The organism is Sorangium sp. So ce327 (assembly GCF_051530205.1).
Taxonomy (GTDB): domain Bacteria; phylum Myxococcota_A; class Polyangia; order Polyangiales; family Polyangiaceae; genus Sorangium; species Sorangium cellulosum_B.
This window is the reverse complement of sequence record NZ_CP150330.1, coordinates 11,458,272-11,485,170: the sequence shown is the minus strand read 5'-3', so window position 1 is coordinate 11,485,170 and position 26,899 is coordinate 11,458,272. Positions and strand designations below refer to the sequence as shown.

Here is a 26,899-nt window from a genome sequence, read left to right as displayed (position 1 = left end):
CCCCATCGCAGAACACCTGTCGATCGGGCTGTCCGTCAGCGCGTGTCGTCATCGTTAGTGCACACGAGGTGCCAAGCAGGGGATTTGTTTCGTCTGGCTCACTGCCGGGCCGGCGTGCGTGCTACGCCGCCCGAGCCAGGCACGCTGGCCCTTGCCGAGCGCGTGCTTCGGAGCGGGATCCTCGTCGCCCCGCGGGCGTTCGCCACGGCCACGCCGGCGTTGGGCGACCGAGCCAAGGCCGGAGAAGCATGGGACGGCGCGCGGTGAGCATGGGACGGCGCGCGGGCGCGCACGTGGGCCGCCCGGAAGCGGCCGGCGATCGCGCGATGGCTCGCGAACGCGGTCGGATGACACGGGCACGCTGGTTGTAACGTGCAACGGCCCGCTCCACAGCGACCGGCGTGCTGGCGTTCAGGGCCGACTCAGGATCGCCCTGACCATGGGGTGTGAGAAGACAACGAACAGAGGCAATGTTCCGAAGACAGGTCGATACCAGGGCCTGCGAGCAGCCCCTTGACAGCCGCCCAGAACTCGAATCACGTAAGCAGCATGACCCCGCATCATGGCGATCGAGCATCTGGCGATCGGGTCAGTCTCGGCGGCGAGCGCCAGCATCATCCTCGGCTTTTCGCCCGCGACGAGGTGCTCCACGAGATCGACGCGCTCTTCCGGAGGGGCGCGACCACGGTCCTCGTCACGGGAACCCCCGGCGTCGGCAAGAGCGCGATCCTGGCCAGCTATCTTCAGCGGGTCACCGCGGCCTGTCAGGTCGAGCGCGTGCGCGGCAGGATCGCTGACGCGAGCCGGCACCTCGCGCGCTGGGCTGAGCAGGTTGAACGCAACGTACGAGCGGAGGCGCGCTGGGCGGTCGCCTCCCATTTCCTGAGGACCAGCGCGTTCGATCGGCCCGAGTTCGTCGCGAGCTCGCTCGCAACGCAGCTTGAGAACCGCTTCATCGACATGCGCGACGGGCATGCGCACCCCGAGCGCCGCCTCATCGACCTCATCGAGCGCATCTCGAGGCGTGTCCTGGAGCCGGATTCCATGAGCCTCCTCCTGGTCATTGATGATCTCGACGAGGCGGAAGACGAGATCGGTTACTCCGATCTCGCCCGCCTGCTCCCCGCCCCGCTCCCGCCGCGCGTCGTCCTGCTCGCTTCCTCGCGCCCCACCACGAATCTCGGCTGGTTCATGCGTTACGCCCCGGCACACGTCGACCTCGACGCCCCGCGATGGATCCCCTCGAATTACGCGGCGTGCAGGGCCTTCTGGGACGGCGTCGTCCGGGAGCTCGGCCTCCCGGCCTACGTCGCCGACGAGGCCGTGCAGCGCGCCCAGGGCAACATGCTCTATTCCGTCGAGCTCGCCGAGTGGCTGCGGCGGTTGCCCCCCGAGGGCCGCCTTGGCGCTCCGCTCCCCCGCACGCTGCGTGACGTCTTCATCAAGCTATGGGGCCGCGTCAACCACCTACCCGCCGAGTCGGAGGTGCTGGTCAAGCGTAGCCTGGCCCTCCTCTGCGCCGCTCCCTCACCGCTCCCCCTTTCGACCATCGCCGCGCATACCGGCTGGAGCAGCCGTCTCCACGCGACCACCTTTCTGCGCGTCACGCGCCCCTTTCTCCAGCGCTTCACGACCCCGGGCGCCGAAGACACGTTCCGCCCGTTCCATGATGAGCTCCGGACGCTGATCACGGAGCAGCTGACCGTCGAAGCTGCGGCAGCCAGGGCCGCTCCGTACTATGCCGGTGTGGCGCCGGCTGCATCATGGCCGCCGCCTGCGGCGTCGACCCCGCCGCCGCCGGCGCGGACCACGGGCAACCGAGGCACCCTGGTGATGCGCGAGGTAGCGCCGATCCAGCCGCCGGCGCTCGACCAGGGTTCGGCGGCGCGTGTGCAGCGGGCTCACGCCCGCGGCGATGAGGCAGAGCGCATCGCTGACGCCGAGGCGGAACGCGCGATGGCCGCTGCGGAGGAGCAGGTGCTCGGTCCAGTGGCCGCTCGCTACGCCTTCCTCGTCGGGGTACGCCGCTACGATGACCGCAGCATTGGCAATCTGCGTTTTTGTGTCAACGACGTCGTCGCGCTCGGGAACGCACTCAAGAACGAGCTGGGCTACACCGTCGTGAAGTCGATGCACGACGACGTCGAAGAAGAGCGCATGTTGCCCCTGCGCAACCGCGTCTTGCAGGAGCTGAGCCTCTTCGCCAGTGGGCTGAGCCCCAATGACCTGCTCCTTGTGCATTTCTCCTGTCATGGAGCCCTGCACAACGGCAAACCGCATCTCCTCTTTCGCGACAGCGGCAGCCAGGTGCTCCCCGAGACGTCCCTCTCGGTCGACAGGATCAAGGAGATCCTCCTCGAGTCGCCCGCGCGCCGCAAGATCCTCGTCCTCGATGCTTGCCACGCCGGGGTCGATCTCGGCCGGGCGCCCGGCGCTCCCTCGCTCGACCCTGGGTTCGTCCACGAGGCCTTCGAGCTCGCCGAGGGCATCGCCGTCCTCTCGGGCAGCACTTCCCAGCAGATCGCGATGGAGCGTCCGGAAGCCAAGCTCGGTGTGTTCACGTCGTTCGTGCTCGAGGGGCTTCGTGGCGCCGCCGATAGCACGGGTCGCAAGCGGTTCGTCACCGTGGACGATCTGAATCACTACGTCACGTACAGCGTCCAGCAATGGAGCCGCGAGCAGTCGCTCTCCCTGCAGACCCCCACGGCGAGGATCGAGGGGACCGGGAGCATGATCCTCGTCGACTTTCGCCATCGGAGCGCCTGAGGGCTCGACGCCCACGGCGCCTGGCTCAACGTGAGCCGACCTGCGTGGTGGCGGTTTTCGGCTTTGTGATGAGAGGATCGGCTGGACCCGAGGGGTTGATCTGGGAAGCCTTCATGCCACCGGCGTCGGCAAACGTGCCGAACTCGGCGGGCCTGGCGTCCTTGTGACCCGCCTGTCCAGGCGCCGGATCGCGACCGGCGAGCGCGGCGGCGATCTCTTTGCGGCGAAGGGGTGCCGGTGAGCTGAGCGCAAGGATCTTCCCCTGGGTGGGGGTGACGAGCCACCCCGCTGCTGGAATGCGCGTGGCTTCGCCGGCCTTGGCGTGGATGGCCTCGCCGTCCAGCGGGTATGTCGTGATGGACCGAGTGCTCTCGGCGACCTGCACCAGGTACACGTAGGCGTCGTGCTCGACCGTTCCCTCGAAGGCGATCTTCGTGTTCGCGGGAGCCAGGAACTTCTCGGTCGCGGCGGCGGAGAGGTTCTTCGTCGTCTCGCCGACGAGCACCGAGAGCGCCCACCGCAGGCGGTGGAGCTCGTCGCTCGACGTGGAGGGGGCGCTCTTCCTGGCTTTTTTGCTGGCTGACTTCGCAGGAGCCGTCGTGGACTGTGTTGCCCGCTTGGGTCTCGCAGCGGTGTTCCGGATCGGCATGATCATGTTCTCCTGGAGGCGTGTTGTCTGGATGATTGAAGCGCACGAGGACCGATGAGCTGCGCGAGCGAGGGCGCCGGGCGGCGAAGCGCCCTCTCCGTCCGTTCCTGGTCATGCGGCCGCTGCCGCGCCCTGCTCGCCGCCCTCCGCCGGCGAGGTGGCTCACCGCGAGGCGCACCGGAACCCGAGCCCGGAGCGACCCTCGATGCGCTTCGAGCGGCCGCGCGTCACACCTCGAGACATCACATCCAGCGCCGGCCATGAACCGCCGCGGCGTATGCGCTGGTCCTCCTCGCGCGACACGCCAGGGCCCTCCGTCACGGGATCGATGCAATCGCCGCATGAGCCGTAGTGAGGAAGCAAGAATTGATCCTGCACCCATTCCGCTGCATTGCCGCCGAGGTCCCAGACCCCCTCCGGCGTCCTGTCCTGCAGGGAGGTGCCCACGTCGTGCTCGCCCTTCGGAGACCTCTCGCAGAGGCCCTTCTCGTACACGCCAAAGGCGACCCCGTCGCAGCGGGGTGGATCCGAGCCCCATGGAAACCGGCGCGCCGTCGCGCCACGCGCGGCGAACTCCCACTCGGCCTCGGTGGGGAGGCGTTTCCCGCGGGCTTTGCAGTAGAGCGAGGCGGCGTCCCAGGTGACCTGGATGACCGGCTTGTTCTCGTGGCCCGGCCGGGGCACGAAGCGCCTCTCCGGGCGCAGGAGGATCCCCGAATGCTCGGGGAAGAGATCGACCAGCAGATAGCCGCGCGCGCGCTCGACTACGTAGCGCTGGATGCGGTGCTCGGTATCCTCCTTGATGTCGAGCGCCGGCGAGGTGACATCGAGCCACGCGGCGAACTCGGCGTTCGTGGTCTCGTAAGCATCGATGTAGAAGGGGGAGACGGTCACCTCTCGCACGGGCTGCTCTCGCTCGAGCAGGTCCCGGCGGCACTCGGGCCCGAGGCGCTGGCACTCGGCGTCGATCTCGGCGAGCGTGCTCCCCATCCGGAACTGGCCTCCCTGGAGCCGCACCATGTTGGACAGCGTCACGGGCGCTCTCTCCGGGAACGCGGGCCTCGCTGGTGCGCTCGCCACGAGCGCAGCCTTCAGGGGGAGCCTTCTGGTCAGCGCAGCCTGCGCGGGTCCGCCGCCGACGCCGTTGCTGCACGCGCGAACGAGGCCATAGGACGCGGTCACGAGCAGCGCAGGGATCGCGAGCAGGCCGACCAGGCGCCGCCCCTGCGGCCGCGCGGACGGCGGGGTGACCTCCTGCGTCTCGGTGCGCTCGACGCGCAGCTCCATCCGCTCCGGTGTGGTGTCGGCTCCGGGGCCGGGTGACGGCGCGGCCCCGGACGGAGCCACCTCCGCCGCCTCGGCGACCTTCGTTCCGCCTGGCCGTGATCCCCTCTCGTGCGGGATCGTCTCCCGGACGACTGGCTTCTTCACGGTCGTCCTGCCGGCGTACCCCGCCTCCGGTGTCGCTGCTGACGTCGACTCCGCTGCGGATCCCACGACCGCCACCGGCGTGACCGCGGGCGCCGCTGCGATGTCGCGGCGCATGGCCTCGGCGATCTGGGCGATATCCGGGCGCCGCGATGGCTCCTTCGCCAGCATGCGCCGGATCAAGCTCGAGATCTCCTGGGGCACCTCCGGGGCGACCTCGCTCAGAGGACGCGGATCCTGGAAGAGGTGCATGCGCAGGACCTCGACGGGCTCACCCGTGAACGGCGGCTCCCCGGCGAGCAGCTCGTGGAGGACGACGCCCAGGGAGTAGACGTCGGATCGGCTGTCCACCGGCGATTGGCCGACACACTGCTCGGGCGACATGTACATCGCCGTTCCGAGCACCGAGCCCGGCGCGGTGAGATCGGCCTTGTCCTCGGTGAACCGGGCGATGCCGAAATCCAGCAGCTTCAGGCGCTCCCCGCCGGACGCCTCGTCGTCGGCGACGAGCATCATGTTCGAGGGCTTCAGGTCGCGGTGGACAATCCCGTTCTTGTGGACCGCCGAAAGCGCCGACGCCGCTTGACGGCCGATACGAAGCACCTCCGGGAGGGCGAGCCTCTGGCATCGCATCAGGCGACTCCGGAGCAGCTCACCTCGGAGATACTCCATGAGGATGTACGGCTCGCCCTGGGGCGTCTCACCGAAATCGAAGATCTTCACCAGCCCAGGATGGTCGACCAGGCTCAGCGCGCGCGCCTCATTGGTGAACCGACGAAGCTGGCTCGCGTCCCGGGCGAGCTGGCTGGAGAGCACCTTGACCGCCGCGAGCTGTCCAACGCTCCGATGGACCGCGCGGTAGACAACCCCCATCCCCCCACGGCCGATCTCCTCGGTGATGAGGTACTGGCCGATGCTCGATCTGAGGAGTGAATCCACGCTGCGCCTCGGTTCAGACTCGGCGGCCTCGAACGGCTCGGGTGAATCCTATAACGGTGAACGATGGGGGAAAACGACCTATCGATGCCCGGCCTGCGCGGAGCAGCGGGGGCCAATGCGATGCCGCCCATGCTGTAATTTGCTTTGCGCGCGGTGAGCGCGCGCGGTGAGCGGCCACGTCAGCGGCGGAAGCGCTGCACATCGAGGTCGTGATGGGCAATCCATCGATAGATCTGCTTGCGCGACCGGCGCGTCGCCCGCGCGATGTCCGCCACCACGCCGCGGTGCGCGCGGAGCAGCTCCTCGAGCTGGGCTCGATCGGGCGGAGGCTCCCGCTCGTCGGCCGCGTTCGACGCATCTTCTTCGCTCGAGGGCGCGGGGGTCGACGAAGGGTGCGCGTCGGAGGTGGTCGTCGGTGGAGCTGCGGGCGCTGCGCTGGACGGGGGTCCGAGCCGGTCGGCCACGAGCTCGAGATCCAGCACGCCGGCCTCGCCGCCGCGAATGCGGAGCTGTGCGGCGAGGGCGAACACCTCGCGAACATTGAAGGGCCACGGATGCAGGAGCAGCGCCTCCGCGAGCGCGGAGCTGATGCGCGGGCGGGGCCGGCCCAGCGCGTGATCGAGCAGGGGCAGCACGTCCTCGCGCCGCTCGCGGAGCGGCGCGATCCCGAGCGGGAACTCCGAGAGCCTCGCGAAGAGATCGCCGCGAAAGCGGTGCGCCGCGATATCCGCCGTGAGGTCGCGGTTCGTCGCGGCGACGATGCGGACGTCGCAGGCGACCGGGGCAGTCGCCCCGACGGGGAGCACCATGCGATCCTGCAGCACGCGAAGGAGCTTGGGCTGCACGCCCTGCGGGAGATCGCCGACCTCATCCAGGAAGAGGGTGCCCCCGTCGGCGGCGCGGAACAGCCCGGGGCGGGCCACTGCCCCGCTGAACGCGTTGGCCAGGTGACCGAACAGCTGGCTCTCGGCGAGGCTCTCGGGGATGGCGCTGCAGTTCACGGCCACGAACGGCCCTCGGCGCTTGCTGGCGTCGTGCACGGCGCGCGCCACCACCTCCTTGCCGCAGCCGCTCTCGGCGAGGAGCAGCACCGTGACCTCGGTGGGGCCGACGCGGTGGATGGCGGCGCGCAGCGCGCACATCGATGGAGCGTCGCCGAGGAGCGATGGCACCGGCGCGTCGGCCTGGGGCTCGGGTTCGGCGCGGACCACCAGGTACGAGTCGCCTATCGAGAGCACGTCGCCGTCGTCCAGCAACGCTTCGTCGATGCGCCGTCCGTTCACGTGCGTGCCGTTGCGGCTCTTTTCATCGACGACCCGCAGCCGGCCGAGCGCGTCTGTATGGAGCGTCGCGTGGAGCCGCGATGCGCGAGCGTCGCGGGGCAGGGCGATGCCGCTCCGCACCTCGCGCCCCATGGGCGTCGCGCCTCGCGACGGCGTGAAAATGACCGGCGGGTTCAGGAGGTCGTCGCCGGAGTAAACCAGGCGCAGACGGAACACCCGCAGCAGGCCGCGCAGGATCGCAGGCGCCTTCTCCTCGGTCGTCGCCGCGGGCGGGACCTCGCCTGGCCTGCTGGTGGGTACATCCTTGGGCATTCACCAGACAAATAGCGCATCGAGGCGCTCTCCTGGGGACCGCGAGCGGCCATCCGGAGGCCATGCGTCCCGTGGCGATGCCTCCAGCGATTGCAGTGAGAGTGAACTGGCGCTGCGGCGATCGTGGCCATCGCTCGGCCGGGTGTGCACGGGTCGTGGGACCGCCCGCGGGCCGTCCAGGCGGAGGGCGGTAGGGCTCGATGGGCGTCGCGGGGGTCGCGGTGGGCGTCCACATCGGGTGCGCGACGACCTATCCTCCTGCAACCGCGAAAGTATTCCAGGGAGCTCGATGAGCAGACGTACGTGGGCCGATGGGTTCGACGACTCGACTGGCGGTCAGGAGCTCGCCGTGAGACGAGATGCGCTCCACTCCTTGCGTGGCCCGGAGGGAGGCTATGCCCGATCGCACCGCGGCCTTGCTTCGTTCTGGCGGACCATTGCGGAAGAGATCCGCGCTCGGCCGACCTCGCCCGACATCCTTCCGTTGCTGACACAGCTCGACGACTGGCTTGCCGGCGGGCCGCCCTGCGGGATGGTGGTGAGCACAAATCCAGCGGCGCGCACGGCCCTCCTGGCGCGATGGGCTTTGTCGATCGTGGAGCGCAAGTCGGCCGAGGTGATCTTCGTGCCGGTAAGCCCATGCTTCGGAACCGCGGTCGAACGCGACATGCTGAAACTGCTCTTCGGCTTATTTCGGAGCTCAACAACGGCGGTCTTCAGTCGACCGCGGAGCCCCGAGGAGCTGATCCTGTCAATCCGAATGGCACTGCGGGGTGTCGACTGGGTCTCCTCGGTTCCCAACGAGGAATGTCCCCAGTTGCTCGTGATCGTGGACGGGATCGAGCGGGCAGCGGATGGATGGCCGCATAGGCGAATGCCCTTCTTGGGCGAAGCCTACGATGGGGCACACATCATTGTATCAACCAGCCCGGAGAGCTCTTCCGCGCGCGGTCTAGGTTTGCATGAACGCCTCGCTTGGTCTCCAGAGCAGACGAGCCATTTCTTGCTTGCCGGCGAGAGCGACTCTTCGGAAGGAACGACGCAGGCGCGGCGAACCGTTGAAAAAGCTGGCGACCTGGAACCCTCGTTGGTCCGCTTCTTCGATGCGCTTGGGACGGTGCTCGCTCCCGTGTCGAACGATGATCTCGTCTCGGCAGTGGGTTTGGACGCGACCGAGCTTGACGCTTTCGAGAACGGGCCGCCTTCGGTTCATAGGCTTGTCGAGTTGAGCGACGATGGAAAATATTTCTTCCGCGATGACGCGACCCGTGCGCACTGGACAATGGAAGCGGGCAAGGTCGCGTCCGCGGAAGACGCTCTCATAGGGAAGGGGCTGGCAGCGCTTACGTGCGGAGAACTCGCATCCCACGCGTGGCCATCCTATCTCGTGGAGTACCTGGGCGCCCACATGAAGCGGCGCTTGGCCTGTGTATCCGACTTGATGAAACTTGTGTCGCCCGAGTGGCTCCGGATCTGGATGAGCCGTCCCGGAGGTTTGGTCGGCTTCACCACCGACGCTCGTCGCGCCCGCTACGCTGCGGAGGACGCGCTCATCGAACTCTGCCGTCCAGAGCGCGCTGGATTGGCCGAGCAAGAACGGTCAACGCTGCTCTGCGCCGTTGTTCGGTGCGCCTTGGCCGAAGGAGCTCTGTTCGCGAAAGAGGGAAGTCGCGAAGAAGAAGACTATCGCACGGAGCCTTATGTAGAACCAACCGTCGATCTGAAGAAGCTGACGGGCGCCGTGCGCGAGCGCGCCGAGGCTCTGGTGACGCTCGCCTCCGTGTTGACAGGATCGGAACGGCAGCTGGTTCAGGGATGGGCAACGGATGCATGCGCAGGTCTTGACGAGATCCTTCCCCGACCGATCCCTCACGTGGCAACGGACCAGAGCGCGGCGAATCCCGAACGCACCCGTCGGATCCGCGCGGGCGCGACGTACGACGAGGTCGACGAGTACCTGTCGAGGGACATGGTGATTCGCCCCACGGACCTCTCGCCCGACGAAGCTTGGCGCCTCGCGGAGAGCCGAGAAGGGGAATCGCGGATGGTCAGCTTCGCAGGCATCTTGCCCGATCTCCCCGAGGAAATGCGCGAGAGGGCCGTACGAGAGGTCATGTCTGCATACTGGGCCCATGGCGATCGGGAGGCGCTGCGCGTCCTTTCGGCTTGCGCGCCCTGGATGGCCCTTACCGACGCAGCCAGCGTCATCTGCAACGCGCTCGGCAACGACTGGACGGACGAGCTCCCTCGAATGCTGGTGGGGTACGGCAGCCTCACAGAGCTCTCTCCGCTCTTGCTGCGGTTGGGCGGGACGGCGGCGATCGTGGGGGTCGCCCGCGCCATCGCCGAGGTGGGCCAGTGGCTCCCCTAGCTCCGCGTGTCACAAATCCCGCCAGAAACACCGGTTGATGAGGAGCGGCGGCCGGGAGCCCCTGCGGCCGTCGGCGATAGGGCTCCTTTCACGTCGCCCAGTGATAGGGCTTTTTTCATTCATGCGCTCGAGCGCTGGTACTACGCCTTCAAGCACGGAGCGCTCGACGCCCTCCGTCCGAAGCCGCATGTCGCGCGCGGCGCTCGCTCAGCCGGGCGTGTCCTTGGCCATCGCGCGCGCGGCGGCGGGGCGCGCGGCGCACTTGGCGAGGTAGTCGTCGACGCGCTGGCCTGGCGGCAGCCCGGGGCGGAACCATTGCCCCAGGCTCGCGAAGAGGAGATCGGCCGCGGTGAACTCGTCTCCAAGGATGTATTCGCTCTTTGCGAGCGCGGAGGCGATGCGCTCGTGGACTTCGGCGCGGCCGCGGAATGTGTGTACGAGCGCGGGATTGTCAGCGACCTTCGCGAACTCGAACGTGATGACCGGCTCCACGACGCCGGTGTACCACGCGAGCCAGGTCAGGTACGCACCGCGCAGCGGGTCGCCAACCCGCGGCGCGAGGCCGGCTTCAGGGTGAAGGTCGGTGAGGTACAGCAGGATCGCGATCGACTCGGTGACGAGCGCCCCGTCGTGCACCAACGCGGGGACCTTCTTGTCGGGGTGCGGGTTCGCGGCGTCGGCGGCGCCCGAGCCGTCCATCCGCGGGATGTTCGTGTAGACGAGCTCGTATTTGGCGCCGAGCTCCTCGAGGAGCCACACGATACGTGACGAACGCGACTGCGGAGCGTGGAAGAGCGTGATCATGGCGAGCTTCTAGCCCAGAACACGCGCGGGCGCCCGGCCTCGTGACCTCGAGGGCGGAGCTGAACCGGTAGGGCTTGCCGAGGGCGTAGGGCGGGGCAGATGGTGTTCTTGGGCTGCACTTTCGCGCGTTCCAAAGCTCTGTACGAGGGGCAGGAAGAGCTCGTCCACGATGGACTGGATGCGTGCGGGCTTCAGCGGCTTGAGATCCATGAGCAGGTCGTGCCGCACGAGGTCGTACGGCATGGCGAGCACGGCGGAAGGAATGCGCTCGAGGTCGATCTCACCGCGGTCGTGGGCGCGCTGGTAGGGGATGCGGACACGCGGCTTCCGGGTGTCCATGACCTTGTCGCGCACCTGCGAGGGGGTCAGGCCGGTGCCGGCCAGCAACCCCGAGAAGGCGGCGGCTGCGGCGATGGCGAAGAAGCCGGCAAGGGCGTCGCTCAAGGCCGTCAGGTGGGCGAGCAGGTCGCTGCGCAGGGCGCCGGTGTCGGGGACCGCGACCGGGTTCACGTCCCGGCGGTGCTGGAGGGCGGCGAGCACCAGCTCGTCCTTGTTCGCCCAGCGACGGTACAGGACCGCGATCCCCGTGCGAGCGCGCGCGGCGACCGACTCCATGGTCAGGTTCGCGAAGCCGACCTCGACGAGCTCCTCCCAGGTCGCGTCGAGCAGATCGGCCTCGAGCTGCGCGCCGCGTCGCCTGTGCCGCGCTCGCGTTCCTGTTCCTGTCGTCATGGACCTGATTGTTTAGAGAGATTTTCATTTCTTATCAACGCCGCGGCTGATAAGAGATGGATCTCTCTCTTCGACCGGAGGCTGACGATGGCGGATCCCGAGGCGTGTGCAGTGCTGATCGTCGGCGCCGGCCCGACCGGGCTGACGCTGGCCTGCGAGCTCGCCCGCAGCGGCGTGTCCTTCCGCCTGATCGACGCCGCCCCAGGTCCGCGGCCCGGCTCGCGCGGCAAGGGCACCCAGCCGCGCACGCTCGAGGTCTTCGACGATCTCGGCATTGTCGACCGCGTGATCGCCCACGGCCGGATGGCGATGCCGATCCTCTCCACGGCCCCCGACGGCCGGGAGACGCTGGGCGGCGCCGTCCCCGAGGCGTTGAAGGGTCGCTCCGACATCCCCTATCCGGCGAGCCTGATCACGCCCCAGTGGCGCACCGAGGAAGCGCTGCGGCTGCGGCTCGTGGAGCTCGGCGGCGCGGTCGAGTTCGGTGCTGCGCTCGCGCGCTTCGAGCAGTCCGACGAAGGCGTGTCGGCGGTGGTCGTCAAGGGCGGTGAGGCGGAGACGGTCGCCGCGCGCTGGCTGGTCGGCTGCGACGGCGGCCACAGCATCGTCCGCAAGCAGGCCGGCATCGCGTTCGAGGGTGAGACCCGCGAGGAAGTGCGGATGATCGTCGCCGACGCCGGCATCGACGGCCTCGACCGCGACGCCTGGCGCATCTGGTGGCATGAGGAGGGCGTCGTCGGCCTCTGCCCGCTGCCCTCGACCGATCTCTTCCAGGTTCACGCCGTCGTCGCGCCGCGACAGGACCCCGAGCTCAGCCTCGCGAGCTTGCGGGCGATCCTCGAGCGGCGGAGCGGCCGCACCGACCTCCGGCTCCACGAGCCGACGTGGTCGTCGCTGTGGCGCGCGAACGTCCGCCTCGTCGACAGATACCGCGCGGGTCGCGTGTTCCTCGCCGGCGACGCGGCGCACAGCCACTCGCCCGCCGGCGGCCAGGGGATGAACACGGGCATCCAGGACGCGCACAACCTCGGCTGGAAGCTGGCGGCGGTCGCGAAGGGCGCCTCGCCGGCATTGCTCGACAGCTACGAGGCCGAGCGGCGACCGATCGCGGCCGGCGTGATCGCGCTCTCGAACACGCGCCTCGAGCAGGTGCTCGAGCGGAAGGAAGTCGCCCTCCGCCGCGATGCGAACATCACCCAGCTCGACATCCACTACCGCCGCTCTTCCCTGGCGCGCGACGACCGCGACGGGACTGCCCTGCTCCGCGCCGGCGACCGCGCTCCCGACGCGACGAAGCTGACCACGGTGGAAGGTGAATGCCGGCTGTTCGAGCTGACGCGCGGCGGGCGCTTCACGTTGCTGAGCTTCGGGCCCGCGCCTGCGATCGGCGCCTCAGCCTCCGACCTGAGGACGCTCCAGATTGTCGGACAGCCGGCGGGCCCCGACGACGTCGCCGACACCGCTGGCCATCTCGCCCGCGCCTACGGCGCGACGGAGCGCACCCTCGTGCTCATCCGCCCCGACGGCTACGTCGCGCTGATCTCCGACGCCGGCGACGCATCGGCCGTCTCGGACCATCTCGCCGCGTTCAGTTGAGCGTTGCGACGGCGCATAATCTGTTCTTTTTTGCGGCTTTGCGTCTTTGCGACTTTGCGTTGAGATCTCTCTCCGGACCCTGGCGGGACCTCTGGCGGGCAAAACTACTTCTCTTCACCGATAAGGCCCTGCCGCCGGCGCTCCCGGCAGGCGGCAGGAGCCGCTCGCGCAGGACGGGTGGCTGAACCAGCCCGCGAGCCACTTCCTGTTGCCCGACAGCGCGTGGAAGAAGCGCTCCGCCATCTTCGAGAGCGTGTCGCCGCTCAGCCGGTACGACCACTCGCGGTACCCCTCGAGCGCCCAGAGCGCCACGATGAAGGCCGCGGGGCCAGCCCAGACCTCGCCGCGATCGCTGATCACGACGAGCTCCTCGCCGAGCCAGGGCACGGCCCCGTACCGCTCCGCCGCCTCGGGCGAGCCGGCGGGCAGGAATTCCATCTCGACAAGCGCCGTCTGGTGCTCCATCCAGTGGCGGCACCGCGCGCACAGCGCGCACTCGGCGTCATAGAGCACGGTGATTCGCTCGATCATGGCCCGCTCTCCTCGCGGCGCGGAGGCCAGGGCGCCTGGCCGCGCCGCCAGCGCGAGGCGCCACGGCGCCTCACGCCCGCGTCTGCGCTCGTCACGCCGAGACCTCCGCGACGGCCCGCCGGCGCTGTCGCTGCGCGGCCATCTCCTCTTCCGCGCGCTCGGTGCGCGGATCGATGCGCATCTGCGGCGCGACCGGAGGCGGCAGGACCGCGAGCTTCGCGCGGCGGCGGATGCGGTGGAACACGAGGAGGTTCGTGAAGTGCATCAGGGCGAGCGAGAGCAGGAGCAGGCCCAGCTTCGACGACAGCACCTCGACCGCCTCCGTCATCGTCGCCGAGCCGTCCGCCTTCAGGATCAGCGACGCATACCCCAGGTTCACCAGGTAGAACCCCACCACGAGCAGGCGGTTCACCGCCTCGGCCATCCTCGGGTTGTCGGCGAACACCTCCTCCAGGAACACCGATCCATTCTTGAACAGCGTGCGGGCGATCCAGATCGTCAGTCCGACGCTGATGACCGCATAGGCCCCGTACACCGCGATGAGATAGCTTTCGACCGCTTCTGCCATGGTTCGTCTCCTCGACAGGCCTCTCAGCAGCGCCCGTGCCATCCGCGGGATCCGCGCCGATCGACCGGATCGAGGCGCGGCGGCGGGCCGCGGTGCCCAGGCCATGGGCAGGCCGCTGTCCACGCCGTGGACACCTCGCGCCCGCGGGGGCTCTGGCGCTATCGTCGGGGCTTCCTACCCCGCCGAGGCCGTGTGAGATCCCTGGTCGCTCTCGCGTACTACCCGCTCTGGGCCGCTGCCGTGACCGTCGCGGTCACCGCGCTGCGGCTCGGGCGCAACGTGGGCCGCGGCCTCGTCGCGCTCTGCTTCTTCCTCGCCTTCTGGGTGACAGGGCTCATCCTCCTCGAGACCGACGGCACGCTCGTTCTCGCCGAGCACGTCATCCCGAGCGGGATCATCGTCGCCGCGGGCCTCGCCCACGCTTACGCCGACGTCGCCGGCGCCTCGCGCCGCCCCGTCGTCCTGGCCTACGCCGTGAGCGCCGCGGTCGCGCTGGTCGGGGCCGTCGACCCGCGCCTCCTCTACGGTCCTGGCGCCCGCTCGCCGGGACCGCTGTTCTTTCCGCTCTCGGTCGTCATGGGCGTCGCCTGGGTCGTGGCCGGCGTTCACCTCGGGCGCGCGGCGCTGGCGGCCCGAGGGCTCCAGCGGCGGCGCATCGCCGCGCTCTTCTTCGGCAGCGTGCTCGCGACGCTCGGGGGCGGCTTCGTCGTGGCGCTGCGTGTGCTCCGGCTCGGCGACGTGCTCCTCGGCGCGCCGCTCCTGCTCCTCGCCATCCTGCTCGTGGCCTACGCCGTGCTCATCGGCGAGCTGGGCCGCTTCCGCCGCGTCTTCGCGCAGGGGCTCGCCTATGCCGGCCTGACAGCGCTCCTCTCGACGCTCGGTCTCGTTGTCTTCTTCAAGGTCCTGCCCGCGCTCGCGCCGGGCGGCGGCGCGTCGCTCGGCTGGCTCGCCTTCGTCGTCTTCCTCGCCGCGCTCCCGTCCGATCCGCTGCGCATGCTCGTCGTGGAGCACCTCGGGCGCCGGCTGTTCTCGAGGCCCATCGGCGTCCGCGACCTCGCCGACGAGATCGAGCGCGTCGAGGTGCGCGCCGACCAGGCCGAGCGGCTCGCGGAGCTCGGCCGCCTCGCGAGCGCGGTCGCGCACGAGATCCGCAATCCGCTCGGGGTCATCGCCGCGCAGGCGAAGCTGCTCGAGCGGCAGGGCGCCAGGCCCGAGACCGTGGCGTCGCTGCGCGGCCAGGTCGACCGGGCGAGGCGCTTCCTCGACGATCTCCTCCGCTACAGCCGCCCGAGGCCGCTCGAGGTGAGCGAGGTCGACGTGCTCTCCACGCTGCGGCTCGCGGCGAGCCAGGTCCGGCAGATCGTCGGCGAGGGCGCGCCGCCCATCGAGGTGGCGTCCGAGGCAGGCGGGTCGATCTTCATCGAGGCCGACCGCGGGGCGTTCCTCGACGTCGCCACGGCGCTGCTGCAGAACGCGGCCATCGCGCTCGACGGGAGCCCCGAGGGGCGGATCCGGGCGGTGGTCGCGCGGGGTGACGGTGGCTTCGTTGTCGTGCGCGTGGAGGACAACGGCCCGGGGGTGCCGGCCGAGATCGAGGCGATGCTGTTCCAGCCGTTCGTGACGGGGCGGGGGCGAGACGCGAAGCACCCGGGCACGGGCCTCGGCCTGGCCGTGGCGGCGCGCTGGCTGGAGCGGCACGGGGGAGCGCTGCGCTATGAGCGCGCCCCGGGGGGCGGAGCGCGCTTCGAGGCGCGGTGGCCCGAGAGGGCGGCGGAGGCGGCGGGGTGACGCGGATGACCGTGATGCGCGGTAGGGGGTGAAGGTCGCACTCCTTAGATCATGGGGCTCGGAGCGAGAGTCCCGTGATCCCTTGCGGGGCGGAGACTCGTGAATATTTCAACAAGAACGGAACAATGAACTGAAGAGTTGGCGAGCACGCGACCAACGCCGCCAATGTGGCGCGAGAGATGCGGACGGCGGTAAAGCCCCGCGTGGCCGGCCCCATTCCCTGCCGTGGTCGCGGCCCACGCCGAGCGCATACCCGGTCTTGACACGGGACGGTATCTCCGCTGGCCTTGCAGAATCGGATGGCCATGGGGGTAACTAGAGCATGGGGAAGGGCCAGACAGGTACCGCCAACGCCATGTGCCGAACGGCAAGGAGCGCTCATCTCTCCTCCATGTGTCTCCCAGGTTGGTAACAGCCATGCTCCTCGCGGCATCCATCCCCCGCAGTGCTTCATCGGCTCCGATTCCCGTTTCCGGGCCATTCGGGTCACGTCGTCCGCACCCCATGAGGACACAAGAAGGCATTCAGCAGGGCGATCTCGCTGCGCACGATCCCGGAATCTCCGAGCTAGCTGAGTACAGCACATGAGGCAGAAGTCCCGGGAAAAGCCCCCTTGCGTACCCGAACAAAAACCGGAGACGAATCGCAGAACCAGCGAAAACCACATATGGGTTCCCAATGCGCTTGGGCACAAGAAAAAGCTCGGCTTTGTGCTGCCGCTCAGAACAACTGAGCATGTTGCTGCCCCCAAAGGCGGACCGCTCAAACTCCGGGGTCGAGCAAGCCTCGTCCATGTGGGGAAGGAATCTCCTCCTGCTTGCGCTCAATGCGGACTCATCGCGTCGCCCGGCGCGATCATGTGGATGTATAGGCACACGAACTGGGGAACGGTCTACCTATGCCGCACCTGCGAACTGGCGCGGCATCCTGAACCACCTATCGTGCTCCGCGGTGGTCGGGTTTCACCACGATAAGGAGGGTCTCAGGATGAAAGTTCAACGTGCACATGACCTAGGGAACGGCCATAGTATCGAAATTGGTGCGGCCACTTGGAACCCTAGTGACAGATCTGTTCGTAATCGATACCAGACGGCATCAGGCGGCTTTAGTCCCAATAGCTCCAGCGAAATTCCAGTGGACGATCTTGTGCCATTGATCGAATTCGTTACTAAACACGATGAGCTATCAATCAAGCAATGTGCCAATATTATCAATGCACTATCGGCGTCCATCCTTCGACAAGCTGGGAAGTAGTCGCGACCCAGAAGCCAATCGCCGGGAGCATGGCGGCCAGCCCCCTGCCTGCCGCAGACAGACGCACCGGGGTCACGTCCTCTTGACACGGGACGGTATCTCCGCTGGCCTCATAGAGGGTGGCGGCCATGGAGATAGCAGTAGCTGTGGCAAGGACCTGAGGGGGTGCCTCGGGAACGGGAGCCGTGTTTAACGGCGAACAACCCACCCCAGACTCCTATGTATTTTACACCCCCCCCCTCCGCGAAAGTGATGTATCCAATTCCCATCTCGAATCACGTATCAGTTAAACTGGTCTATTTGGACTGGCGCTGCGAAGCGGGAGAAAGCATCACAAATGAGCCAACATCGCGATCCCGAGTTTTTGGAAGCCGACATTGCCACGTATATCACTCGTCTTCTAGAGCGGTGCCGGATGTCTCGTCCCGATGTCCAGGTCTGTCAGATATCGCAAGCCGAGGAGAATGGCGTCGGGTACGACGCATGTATCACGTCCATCTGTCCGTTCTTTGTTCAGCTCAAGCGCTCCTATTTTTATACGCCCGATAGCACCAGCGCGATCATCACGGATCGCACTAAGCTCAAACTACCAACGAGTCAAGGGGTATACTTCTTTAAACTTCACCGCACATCAAAACACGCAAACGAACTCCAGCACAATGCGCTACACCGGCTGGCACAATCAGAGGTTGCCGCGTATCTGGCACCACTATTCTTTCGTCGACGGTCGCTTGAGAGCATACCCGAAGACTACGCTCTATGGGCCTGGTCGTACGGACCTGTTTCAATCACAGATTCGCGTCACATGATCAACATTAGTCGCGTGCGCCTGTTTCATAATCTAATTACGATTCCGCCGCATGCGCCAGTGACGAGCGCTAACCACAGATATTCGTACACCTCTCCAGCCGACGTGTGCTTCCACAGCGATCCAGAGCCAGTACAAGGGCCCAATATTGCGACCTTTGCAGGGCTCCTACAGCGCCTCGAAACTGAAGGCTTTCAGGAGCGTGGAGCTCGTATGCGGTCCCCGCAACAGGCTGCGGAGGATGTCGTTCCAAGACTCCCTGAAGTGTTAGGTCTTAATAAGCGATCCCACGCGCTCCGAGAGGTGGTCTCTCGGGGCTTCGAGCAGGTCCTCGGACCCGATTACAAAATTCCATCGAACCCAACGCTAGCACTAATAAACATGCAGCTCGGACCCCTTCCTAGCCTGCGCATCTTCGGCAACATACTGGAGTACGAGTGGGGCATTCGTCAGTATGCAGTGGTTAAGCGCGCACAATGAGATGCCATGGGCCTGGGAGGTCCAAGGGCCCGTATGACGACCTCGCTGCCGTCGCCGATGCCGTTCTCACTGAGCTTGCCTCCACCCTCTCCCCACACGTCGCGACACGTCGCGCCCGCCCGCCCGCGTGCGGGAACTCACCTGCGTTGCGAGAGGCGTGCCCAGCGGCAGGAGGAGTCCCTGGAATCCGCGTACGCCCACAGGGTGATCGACCCAGGAACCGTTCGCCGGGAGCACCGCCAGCTGGCGTGCACGAGAAGCTGATTATAGCGAGAACCAACGTGTAGAATGGAGAACTTAATCATGAGCCAGCGACGCACACCAGGTACCCACACCGAATCCTTAGCATCCCGACGGCTTTCGGCCCAAAAGCGACAGGAGCAACGCAGTCTTGGGCAGATCCAGGACTGCTTCTCTGACTGGAACGTGAATCGATTCAGCGAAGATCTTGGCGAAGACCTGATAGTTCAGATATACGACGATGGGCGCTCCACTGGTCTATCCTTCTATTTCCAAGTTAAGAGTGTGCAAGACATAGAGGCTTACGTCCTTCGCCGATCTCCCGCCACCATCTCCTATCGCGAGATCGAAGTGAAGGATCTTCTGCACTGGATAGATTCAACGCCTCCGGTTATCGTTATGCTGTGGGATGTCAACCGTCACACCGGCGTATGGCAGGATGTGCCGTCCATCGTCAAGGCTCTTGATAAGAGATCTCCAGGATGGAGGCGACGTAAACGTGGAAAAGTCTCCGTTGAATTTCCACGAGCGCACACGACCGATGAGGCGGGTCGGTCTGCTCTGCGAAAGACCGTTGCGCACATTGCGTTGCCGCAGATAGCAGCTGGTAGGAAGCTAAAACTCAAGCCAACATTTCTTTTTAAGAACACACCCGAGGGCAAGGTCGTTGCAGACGCTTTCCGGAGAGCGCTCGACGAAGGAGGTGCTGTGACCATCGACGCTGAATACATAAAAAGCGTCCGGTTCTCCGATTGGTGGGAACGCGCGCACGGGTCAGCCACGGTGTCCAGCATCACGATATCATCTGTGCCGTCCCAAGAGCGTGTCCGATTTGGATTCCGCGCAGTAAGTCCGACTCACACCGAGACGGTGTACCTGGAGATGAGGCGCCTAAAGGCAGGACGTAAGCAGTCAACGTTCACCACCGCAGACAGCATGCAGCCATTGGACGCACGGCTGACAATCTCGTTCCCGAAGGAGCGCCGGGTGACCTTCAGCTTCTCCTTCGAGATAAAGCCAGCGCCAAACGTGGCCGTCGCCCTCTCGTTAACACGGTTCGCTTTAGCAATCCATGCCACGTCTGAAGTGTTCGTTATTCTTCCGGGAGGGGTGCAACTCGGTCCAGTTGGACTGCCGGCGGGCAATCTCGAGCCGGATCAAATCACCCTTCGATCTTGGGAAGCTCTTCTTCAGAGGCTCTCGTTTGTTCAGGCGCGCATCAGTCGATTTGGCACGTTCGACCTCTCAAAAGGGATTCACGAGCGAGAGCTTCCCGAGATCGGTAAACTTTTTTCTGCTTGCACGGGAACACCATGGGACACCGTTCTGGACTTCGAATTCGACCTCGCCGACGATGCCCCGATAATTGAATATCAACCCGGCGCGGGACCCGTAAGCATAGAAATTGACCCTTTCGGCGATGCCCATCTGCTGAATGTCACAATTCCACTGGGCCATGCGACCATCGAATTCTTAAGCTCCGAGTCGTTCGTAGAATCTTACAATAAATCAGTTCGCAACGGGCGGCGATCCATACATCTCGATGACGCCGCCGTGAGAATATGCTTCCGTGACTGGAATCCTCCGAGGCAGGGTCCTGAACCACCATTACTCGCCGAAAAGCTGATCTCGGGTGGTTCGATATGATCCGCCTCCTGCTCACGGAACCGACGCGTCAGAGCGCTCCTGGCGCGACGTCAGCGTTTGAGGGCTCCGTAGCGGCTGCGGCTTCGGCCCAGCCATGGAATCCAGTCTCAATCGGCATCCTGAGGCTCCGCGTAACCTCGCTCACCTACTAGCCGTCGCGGAGAATGCCAACGGGTTTGAGACAGGCCGGACGAGAATCCTATGAGGGGATCGCGCTGAGGGGCGCGTTCCGGCTCTGGGCCCCAACCGGTCGGGATCGGGGCGGCCGCAGCACGGCGGAGGGTGCCGCGGCGGGCTCGGGCGCGGCGCTGGTCGTGCCCGTGTGCGGCGGCGCCGCGTCCTCGCATGCGGCGGCGTCGACGGACAGCGGGTTGATGGCTACCGAAGCAGGCGGCCTGCGCACGACGGGCGGACCGTTCGGGAAGCGTTCAGGATGCGCGGCGTAGGCCGTGTCGAGGGCGACCTGGCGCTGAGCCGCGATATCGTCGACGCGGCCGTAGAATACATCAGCAGGTGTGAAGAGCGCAAGGCCAGAATGCTGATGAAGGTCGTTATACCAGCTGAAGAACTCCTGGCACCACGCTCGTGCATGAGCCAGCGAGGTAAAGCGGTCCGGATAGTCGGGCTGGTACTTGAGCGTCTTGAACTGCGACTCGGAGAAGGCGTTGTCATCGCTGACGTGAGGCCGGCTGAAGCTGCGAACGACGCCGAGCGAGCCGAGGAGCTGAGCGAGCCCCTCCGACCTCATCGCGGAGCCGCGGTCGGCGTGCACCGTGAGCGAGCCGGGCTCGACGCCGTGGCGGGCGACAGTCTCTGCGAAGAGGTGCTCGGCGAGCTCTGCGCTCTCGCGCTCGGCGAGCAGCCAGCCGACGGTCATGCGACTGAACAGGTCGAGGACGACGTACAGGCAGTAGAAGACCCCAGGGAGCGGCCCACGCAGCTTGGTGATATCCCACGTCCAGATCTGGTTGGGGGCCGTGGCGGTGAGCGTCGGCTTTGCATGCTTCATCGGCCCACGCTGCGCGCGTCGCTCGCCGCTCTCGCCGGATGCCGCGAGCAGGCGGTACATCGTGCGGATGGAAGCGAGGTAGACGCCGCGCGACAGCAGCGTCGCGTAGACCTCCGGCGGCGGCTGGTCGACGAACTCGTCGCTGTGCAGCACGTCGAGCACGGCTTGCCGCTCGGGGTCGCTGAGCCGGCGTGGGCTCGGAGCGGCCCCGGTCAGCGCGGGGAGCTTCGCGGGCTGGGTCTTCCGGTAGAGCGTGGCGCGGCTGACGCCGAGTGCCGCACACGCCTGGGCGATGGGGACGTGCGGGTCATCGAGCTCTTCGATGATGTCCATCAGCGCTCTTCGTCGTTCGTGTGGTTGATGCCCAGAATGGAAGAGACTTTTTTTTGGAGATCGATGAGCTTCTCAGCCAGCGCGAGCTTCTCCTCGAGCCGCGCCGAGCGCTTCTCAAGCTCGGCGATGCGCCGGTCCTTCGCGTCCTGCTTCGCCTTGCGGCCGGGCTTGCGTCCCGCGAGAGCCTCGCTGCCGTGGAGGGCGAGTTGCTTGCGCCACGCCGTCAGGAGGGAGCTGTAGATGCCCTCGCGGCGCAGCAGCGCCTCGATGTCGCCGCGCTGGGTGCACGCGGCCGCCTCGCGAACGATGCGCAGCTTCTCCGCCGCCGAGAACTTCCGCCTCTTGCCCGCCTTCGGCATGGTCTCGACAGCGACGCCACTCGGGCGGGGAGCAGTGCCCTGCGCCGCTGGGGCGGGGGTAGGATCGACGGATCGGAGATGGGAAGGCTTCGGCACGGGTCAGGTCCATTCTCCGCCCTCTCACCACAGATTTCCAGGAGAAGCCTGTCTCACTCGACATTGGCACAGAGGGTCGCTGACAAAAATCTGCACGCGTCGCCTCCGGAGCTAAGCCCGTCTATTCGTTACCTTCAGTAACCGCTGGTTGCTAAACCTAATAGGTCATGGAGCGCTTGACAGCCGTTTGGCGAGCGCGATCCGAGATTCCTCGTTTAGCTCAACTACCGGAACGGAAATTGTGTCTTTCCCTTTGTATTCATCTTCTTTACGCGATGTCAGTTCGGCGCAGTAATATCGATTTGTTTTGACATCGACAACCAGTAACAGGCCAGGAACGTTAGATTTTGAAAGAATGTCGTGTAGGTGTCTCGAAATCTGGAATTTGCTTTTTACGGGTCTACCGGTGGCCTTTGCTTCGACCGCAACCAGATTCAAACCTCCTCTCGGATTTCGAAAGCCGACAATGAAGTCGAATCCGAGATCCACGCTATTGCGACCCACGAAGAGCGGGTCCAGTCCTTGAAGGAAGAGCTCTGCCATGAGTTCGCCGCGACGGGCGACCAGTCCATGATTAATGATTGTTTTACTCATCCGAACGCCGACTTTGCTGGTTTGTGAGTCGTTGTCGACCAATATGCCACCACCTCGTTGTGTAAGATCTTAAGGTTGGCGGCAGTAAGTTCGTACTTTACTGGAATACTAGATATCGACTTTTTGGGTGTGCCGGCATGGACCGCTCTTGCGAACACTCGCTTTGTCGGCTCATGAATACCAAGTATGTACGTTGGGCCTGGCGTCTGGAGAAGACGCTCGATGTCGTTGGGCTTTGTGGAAATATGCAGGCTCTTGGCGTTGGTGGCGAGCTTGTCTGTGGTGGACTTTGCCTGACCAAAAAAATATAGTCGACTGCCCTTCACGGACGTCAGTTCGACATAAAAGTCCAGCGCGGGCCACTTGTCCCCTAGAAATGCGGGCCTAAACAGAGGTCCCGAGAAAGAGCTGTAGTCCGTTAGGCACAGTTCGACGATTTTCTCTCCGCGGTAACCCGTTACGTCTCGCAGTTGAGTGATCATAGAACAGTCATTTATATTGTTGTGCAGTCAATGGTCTGCCCCGGCGTTGATGTAAGTGCCTGGACTTTGGACTGAAGTGTGTTGGTTGGCCAGGCCAACCTGTTTGGCCCGGCTACAGCCGAGCGGACTAATCCGGCGCGACCGGGGAGCCTACCAGCGTACGGTTGCGCTTGTCCACTCTGGAGCCGTACCCGTCCCGGCTCCGCCCGCCTTGATGTCCGCGCCCCCGTGACGTCCCGCAGAGTAGTCTTTTAGACCATTCACGAGCCGCGCTGGTGCACCTCCGCACAAGGCTTTTTTACAACGCTGGCCGCGTCGCAATGAGATAGCTTCGACGCCCGGCGGAGCCGTGGGAATGTAGTCCGGAGCCATCGCGATCACCTGCTCGCGCGCCCCTGTCTGGGCGGCAAGGTGACGACCACCTCAGGCAATGCCACGGTTTGAGCACAATCGCGAGGTCAAGGCGGCGTTCACGAAGCCATCAGAACGCCGTTCCGAGGGGTCGCCCGAGGCTTCGAGGGAGCCTCGCCCTCCGACTCTCCCTCGCCAACGAGGATCAGTACCTTCCGTTCCTGGGGCTCCACCAGCCAGAGCAGCGCCAGGAGAGCGGGCCTCGACCTCGCCGTGAGGCGACGACGCCCGTTCCCGACGAGCGACGTCGGCCAGCGGGTCGACAACGGCGACCTCCCGGCGGCGGTACGCCTTCTGGCGGAATTTCTCGGCCTGGTGGACGGCGACAGCGGCCAGCGCGGCCGCGATGGCGTTCAGAATGGGTTTAAGCTCGCGCGCGCCGGGCGCTGGCGAGATCGACGACCGGCGCTGCCCGCGGCGTCGCCTGCGGGGCGCTAAGGAGCTCCGAGAGTGTACGGGCGGCGATCTGTGCGGTCGCGAGGTACCCGCCGCATGGCTAGCGGCGATCGTCTGCGTCAAGGTCGCGACGAGCGCCTGACGCGGGCTGCCCACCGGAGGCGTGGCCAGGGCCGCGTCGGGTCGAGTAGCGATCGTCTGCGCCGCCTGCTTCACGAGCGCCGAGGGCACCGCCGGGAGCGTCACGGAATCGTCCGGCCGACCAGAGAGCGCGGGGTTAGTGCCCACGATCGCCAAGTCGACGCCGGCCTCGATCCCCTCGAAACATGCGGAAACCCGCCCGATCACGTCTTCCCGCTCCCCAGGAAAAGCGGTGCTATATCAACAGCTTATCCATGTATCGAAGGCGCTGCCTTCACGCCACAACTTGTGGGGCGCACAGCGACGTACCTCAGGCGTCCCGCTCCGAGGTCGACACTCACAGAGTCGAGACGGCAGCTATGATATTACCCTGCCACGGAGCCTGGGCGCTGTGAGGCAGCTGAACGGAAGGGAAACGACGTGAGAAGCAGGGATTTCATCAGCTCGTCCGCCGCACTCGGGGCGGTAACGTTGATCCTCGCCGGCTGCGGCGCGAGCGAAGGCGACGGCCTTGGCAGGGCACACTTGGCCGTCGGACAAGAGCTCGCCTCGGAGGCGGAGCCCAACGGGACGGCGTTGCAGGCGAACGCCATCTCCAGCGACACGGTCGTACGCGCCAACCTCGTTCCAGACGGCGACACGGATCTCTTCTCGTTCCAGGCGCCCGCCGGGAGCCGCGTCTACGCGGCCGTGATGACAGCGTCTTCCACCGCATCGCAGGACGCCGACCTCGACATCCTCGGTCAGGATGGCACGACCGTGCTGGAGACCGACATCTTCAACGGGTCGTTCGGGGGCTCCTCTCCGAGCATCGCGGGCACGCCCCTCGCGACCGCGGGAACCTACTACGCGCGCGTCCGCGTGCCCTCCGCGACCGCCCAGCTGCGCCCCTACGACCTCCACCTCAAGGTGCAGAGCGGCGCGCCCACGGCGGAGGTCGAGCCGAACGACACGACGCCGCAGGCGCTCCCCGCGGCCGGCTGGATCGCTGGCACGCACACCAACGCGAACGATGTCGACAGCTACTCGCTCTCCCTCAACGCCGGCGACACCCTCTTCGCGAGCCTCGATCAGGACCCAACGCGCGACCTCACGCAGTTCCCCGCCGCGCTCGCGATCGGTCCCTTCGGGTCCGGGTTCGACATCCAGGTGGACAACCAATCCGGGCCTGTCGAGACACCCTACTCGGACGCCATCTTCGCGACCGTCAAAGCAGCGGGCACCTACAGGGTGACCGTGACCGGCTCGGTGACGGCGGGTGATTACGGGCTCAGCGTGAGCGTGCATCCGGCGGCGCCGAGCGTGGGGTGCACCACGTACGACAGCGCGAGCGTGCCGAGGGACATCGTCTTCGGAGCGCCCACGACGTCGTTCATCAACGTCCCGGGCGCGCCGCGTATCGGTGACCTGAACGTGAGCGTCCGGCTCAGCCATCCCATGCCCCTCGACGTGGACGTGTACCTCGTCTCGCCGGCCGGCAACACCAACGGTCTCTTCACCGATATCGGCAACAGGACCTACCCGAACCTCGATATCACGATCGACGACGAGGCTGCGTTCCCGGCCGGACACTTCACCCTGCTGAACGGCATGATGGTGCAGCCGGAGCTCGACTACCGCTTGCACTGGTTCGATGGGGAGAACGCTGGAGGCCGGTGGACGCTCACGCTCCGGGACGATACGGACAACTCGAACAACCTCGGCGTGTTGTCCGCGTGGAGCCTCACGATCTGCGACGCGCCGATCCCCGCGCTCTCGTGCTCGAGCGGCGACGCCCCGTCCATCCGGCTATCGGCGGACTTCGAGGGCGGCGCGCAGGGCTTCACGCACGCAGGCACAGCCGACGCGTGGGCGCTCGGCACACCGAGCGCCGCGCCGATCGCGACGTGCAACGGCGGGACGCAATGCTGGAAGACGAACCTCTCGGGCGTGTACAACGCGAGCTCGAATCAGGATCTCGTCTCCCCTCCGATCGACCTGTCCGGCGTGCAGGCGCCCATCCAGCTCCGCTGGGCGATGAAGTACCAGCTCGACAACGCCTCCTCGGATCACGGGTGGGTGGAGATCCGAGAGGTCGGGGGTGCGAACGCCAGGCGTCTCTGGGAGTTCCTCGACGCATCGATGACCACGACCGTCGGTAGCTCCAACCTGGTGCTCCAGGAGAGCGCGGGATGGGGCACGCACTACGCCGACATCAGCGGATACGCCGGAAAGCGAGTGGAGGTGGTGTTCCACCTCGACAGCGACGCGAGCGTCCAGCTCGCCGGTCTCGCGATCGACGACGTGTCGGTCCTGGGCTGCCCGCGCAGCAGCACGGGCGAAGGCGGCGGTACCGGCGGCGGAAGCACCACGGGTGAGGGCGGCGCGACGGGCAGCGGCGCCGGCGGCGCGGGGACCGGCGGCGCCACGGCGACCAGCGGCGCCGTCACGAGCGGCGGAAGCACCACGGGCGAAGGCGGCGCGACGGGCAGCGGCGCCGGCGGCGCGGGGACCGGCGGCGCCACGGCGGCCAGCGGCGCCGTCACGAGCGGCGGAAGCACCACGGGTGAAGGCGGCGCGACAGTCAGCGGCGCTGGCGGCGCGGGGACCGGCACCACCACGGCGGCCAGCGGCGCCGGTACGAGCGGCGGCAGCACCACGGGCGAAGGCGGCGCGACAGTCAGCGGCGCTGGCGGCGCGGGGACCGGCTCCGCCACGGCGGCCAGCACCACGGGCGCCAGCCCGAACGGCGACCCGCCCGCCAGCAGCGACACGACGGGCGGCTGCGGGTGCCGCCTCGCTGGCGGTGACGAGCCCCCGTGGCCATGGCCTGCGGCGCTCGCGCTCATCGCGCTGCTCAGAATGCGTCGCAAGCGGTTGCGCACGCGAAGCTCCTGAGGAGA

16 protein-coding genes and 1 pseudogene are annotated in these 26,899 nt (G+C 66.5%); 7 read left to right on the top strand and 10 right to left on the bottom strand.

Translation table 11 applies throughout. From position 1 onward, the window contains the following. Positions 1 to 549 precede the first annotated feature (549 nt). Entirely contained in the window at positions 550 to 2,766 is a 2,217-nt protein-coding gene (locus tag WME95_RS43065; RefSeq protein ID WP_437905065.1) for an AAA family ATPase, read from the top strand. A gap of 25 nt (positions 2,767 to 2,791) precedes the next feature. On the opposite strand, the gene WME95_RS43060 is transcribed toward WME95_RS43065, so the two are convergent. From WME95_RS43060 to WME95_RS43050, 3 genes are all read right to left on the bottom strand, one after another. After that, positions 2,792 to 3,421, bottom strand: a complete 630-nt coding sequence (locus WME95_RS43060; protein WP_437905064.1) for a hypothetical protein — start codon at positions 3,419 to 3,421, stop codon at positions 2,792 to 2,794. A 156-nt stretch (positions 3,422 to 3,577) separates the two neighbouring features. Further along, a complete protein-coding gene (locus WME95_RS43055; RefSeq protein WP_437905063.1) occupies positions 3,578 to 5,782 on the bottom strand; it encodes a protein kinase domain-containing protein in 2,205 nt (734 codons plus the stop codon). Positions 5,783 to 5,961: 179 nt separating this feature from the next. Continuing rightward, positions 5,962 to 7,377: a sigma 54-interacting transcriptional regulator gene (locus WME95_RS43050; RefSeq protein ID WP_437905062.1), complete on the bottom strand. Its 1,416-nt coding sequence runs from the start codon at positions 7,375 to 7,377 to the stop codon at positions 5,962 to 5,964. 349 nt (positions 7,378 to 7,726) lie between these two features. On the opposite strand from WME95_RS43050, the gene WME95_RS43045 reads away from it, so the two are divergent. Continuing rightward, positions 7,727 to 9,748, top strand: a complete 2,022-nt coding sequence (locus WME95_RS43045; protein ID WP_437905061.1) for a hypothetical protein — start codon at positions 7,727 to 7,729, stop codon at positions 9,746 to 9,748. Between the two features lie 207 nt (positions 9,749 to 9,955). Here WME95_RS43045 and WME95_RS43040 read toward each other — a convergent pair whose 3' ends face one another. After that, complete coding sequence (locus WME95_RS43040; RefSeq protein ID WP_437905060.1) at positions 9,956 to 10,552, bottom strand: glutathione S-transferase family protein; 597 nt, start codon at positions 10,550 to 10,552, stop codon at positions 9,956 to 9,958. A gap of 123 nt (positions 10,553 to 10,675) precedes the next feature. Next, a pseudogene (locus WME95_RS43035) lies at positions 10,676 to 11,284 on the bottom strand (TetR/AcrR family transcriptional regulator); the annotation flags it as partial. Positions 11,285 to 11,371: 87 nt separating this feature from the next. Here WME95_RS43035 and WME95_RS43030 point away from each other — a divergent pair. Then, positions 11,372 to 12,880, top strand: a complete 1,509-nt coding sequence (locus tag WME95_RS43030) for an FAD-dependent oxidoreductase (protein WP_437911087.1) — start codon at positions 11,372 to 11,374, stop codon at positions 12,878 to 12,880. A 114-nt stretch (positions 12,881 to 12,994) separates the two neighbouring features. Here the strand turns inward: WME95_RS43030 and WME95_RS43025 are convergent, their stop codons facing one another. Both WME95_RS43025 and WME95_RS43020 read right to left on the bottom strand, forming a co-directional pair. Next, positions 12,995 to 13,411 carry a DCC1-like thiol-disulfide oxidoreductase family protein gene (locus tag WME95_RS43025; RefSeq protein ID WP_437905059.1) on the bottom strand — a complete coding sequence of 139 codons (417 nt, stop codon included), beginning with the start codon at positions 13,409 to 13,411 and terminating at the stop codon, positions 12,995 to 12,997. Between the two features lie 91 nt (positions 13,412 to 13,502). Next, positions 13,503 to 13,979 carry a hypothetical protein gene (locus WME95_RS43020; RefSeq protein WP_437905058.1) on the bottom strand — a complete coding sequence of 159 codons (477 nt, stop codon included), beginning with the start codon at positions 13,977 to 13,979 and terminating at the stop codon, positions 13,503 to 13,505. A gap of 192 nt (positions 13,980 to 14,171) precedes the next feature. Here WME95_RS43020 and WME95_RS43015 point away from each other — a divergent pair, with 192 nt between their 5' ends. From WME95_RS43015 to WME95_RS43005, 3 genes are all read left to right on the top strand, one after another. Continuing rightward, on the top strand, positions 14,172 to 15,767 hold the full coding sequence (locus tag WME95_RS43015; RefSeq protein ID WP_437905057.1) for an ATP-binding protein: 1,596 nt from the start codon (positions 14,172 to 14,174) through the stop codon (positions 15,765 to 15,767). A gap of 1,591 nt (positions 15,768 to 17,358) precedes the next feature. Continuing rightward, on the top strand, positions 17,359 to 18,309 hold the full coding sequence (locus WME95_RS43010) for a hypothetical protein (protein WP_437905056.1): 951 nt from the start codon (positions 17,359 to 17,361) through the stop codon (positions 18,307 to 18,309). 288 nt (positions 18,310 to 18,597) lie between these two features. Continuing rightward, positions 18,598 to 20,196, top strand: coding sequence for a DUF4365 domain-containing protein (locus WME95_RS43005; protein WP_437905055.1), 1,599 nt, complete (start codon positions 18,598 to 18,600; stop codon positions 20,194 to 20,196). 199 nt (positions 20,197 to 20,395) lie between these two features. Here WME95_RS43005 and WME95_RS43000 read toward each other — a convergent pair whose 3' ends face one another. The 3 genes from WME95_RS43000 to WME95_RS42990 all read right to left on the bottom strand — a co-directional run bounded on the left by WME95_RS43000 (position 20,396) and on the right by WME95_RS42990 (position 22,629). Next, on the bottom strand, positions 20,396 to 21,538 hold the full coding sequence (locus tag WME95_RS43000; protein WP_437905054.1) for an IS3 family transposase: 1,143 nt from the start codon (positions 21,536 to 21,538) through the stop codon (positions 20,396 to 20,398). After that, complete coding sequence (locus WME95_RS42995; RefSeq protein ID WP_437905053.1) at positions 21,538 to 21,897, bottom strand: transposase; 360 nt, start codon at positions 21,895 to 21,897, stop codon at positions 21,538 to 21,540. The genes WME95_RS43000 and WME95_RS42995 overlap by 1 nt, the downstream gene beginning before the upstream one ends. 261 nt (positions 21,898 to 22,158) lie before the next feature. Beyond that, a complete protein-coding gene (locus WME95_RS42990) occupies positions 22,159 to 22,629 on the bottom strand; it encodes a DUF4365 domain-containing protein (RefSeq protein WP_437905052.1) in 471 nt (156 codons plus the stop codon). A gap of 1,913 nt (positions 22,630 to 24,542) precedes the next feature. Here WME95_RS42990 and WME95_RS42985 point away from each other — a divergent pair. Further along, on the top strand, positions 24,543 to 26,894 hold the full coding sequence (locus WME95_RS42985; RefSeq protein WP_437905051.1) for a proprotein convertase P-domain-containing protein: 2,352 nt from the start codon (positions 24,543 to 24,545) through the stop codon (positions 26,892 to 26,894). Positions 26,895 to 26,899 lie beyond the last annotated feature (5 nt).

Excerpts from the sequence above, each read along its gene's own strand:
- WME95_RS43040 (WP_437905060.1), bottom strand. The coding sequence starts at position 10,552 with ATGATCACGCTCTTCCACGCTCCGCAGTCGCGTTCGTCACGTATCGTG.
- WME95_RS43025 (WP_437905059.1), bottom strand. The coding sequence starts at position 13,411 with ATGATCGAGCGAATCACCGTGCTCTATGACGCCGAGTGCGCGCTGTGC.
- WME95_RS43000 (WP_437905054.1), bottom strand. The coding sequence starts at position 21,538 with ATGGACATCATCGAAGAGCTCGATGACCCGCACGTCCCCATCGCCCAG.
- WME95_RS42995 (WP_437905053.1), bottom strand. The coding sequence starts at position 21,897 with ATGCCGAAGGCGGGCAAGAGGCGGAAGTTCTCGGCGGCGGAGAAGCTG.
- WME95_RS43050 (WP_437905062.1), bottom strand. The coding sequence starts at position 7,377 with ATGCCCAAGGATGTACCCACCAGCAGGCCAGGCGAGGTCCCGCCCGCG.
- WME95_RS43060 (WP_437905064.1), bottom strand. The coding sequence starts at position 3,421 with ATGATCATGCCGATCCGGAACACCGCTGCGAGACCCAAGCGGGCAACA.
- WME95_RS43020 (WP_437905058.1), bottom strand. The coding sequence starts at position 13,979 with ATGGCAGAAGCGGTCGAAAGCTATCTCATCGCGGTGTACGGGGCCTAT.
- WME95_RS43005 (WP_437905055.1), top strand. The coding sequence starts at position 18,598 with ATGGAGAACTTAATCATGAGCCAGCGACGCACACCAGGTACCCACACC.
- WME95_RS43030 (WP_437911087.1), top strand. The coding sequence starts at position 11,372 with ATGGCGGATCCCGAGGCGTGTGCAGTGCTGATCGTCGGCGCCGGCCCG.
- WME95_RS43010 (WP_437905056.1), top strand. The coding sequence starts at position 17,359 with ATGAGCCAACATCGCGATCCCGAGTTTTTGGAAGCCGACATTGCCACG.
- WME95_RS43065 (WP_437905065.1), top strand. The coding sequence starts at position 550 with ATGACCCCGCATCATGGCGATCGAGCATCTGGCGATCGGGTCAGTCTC.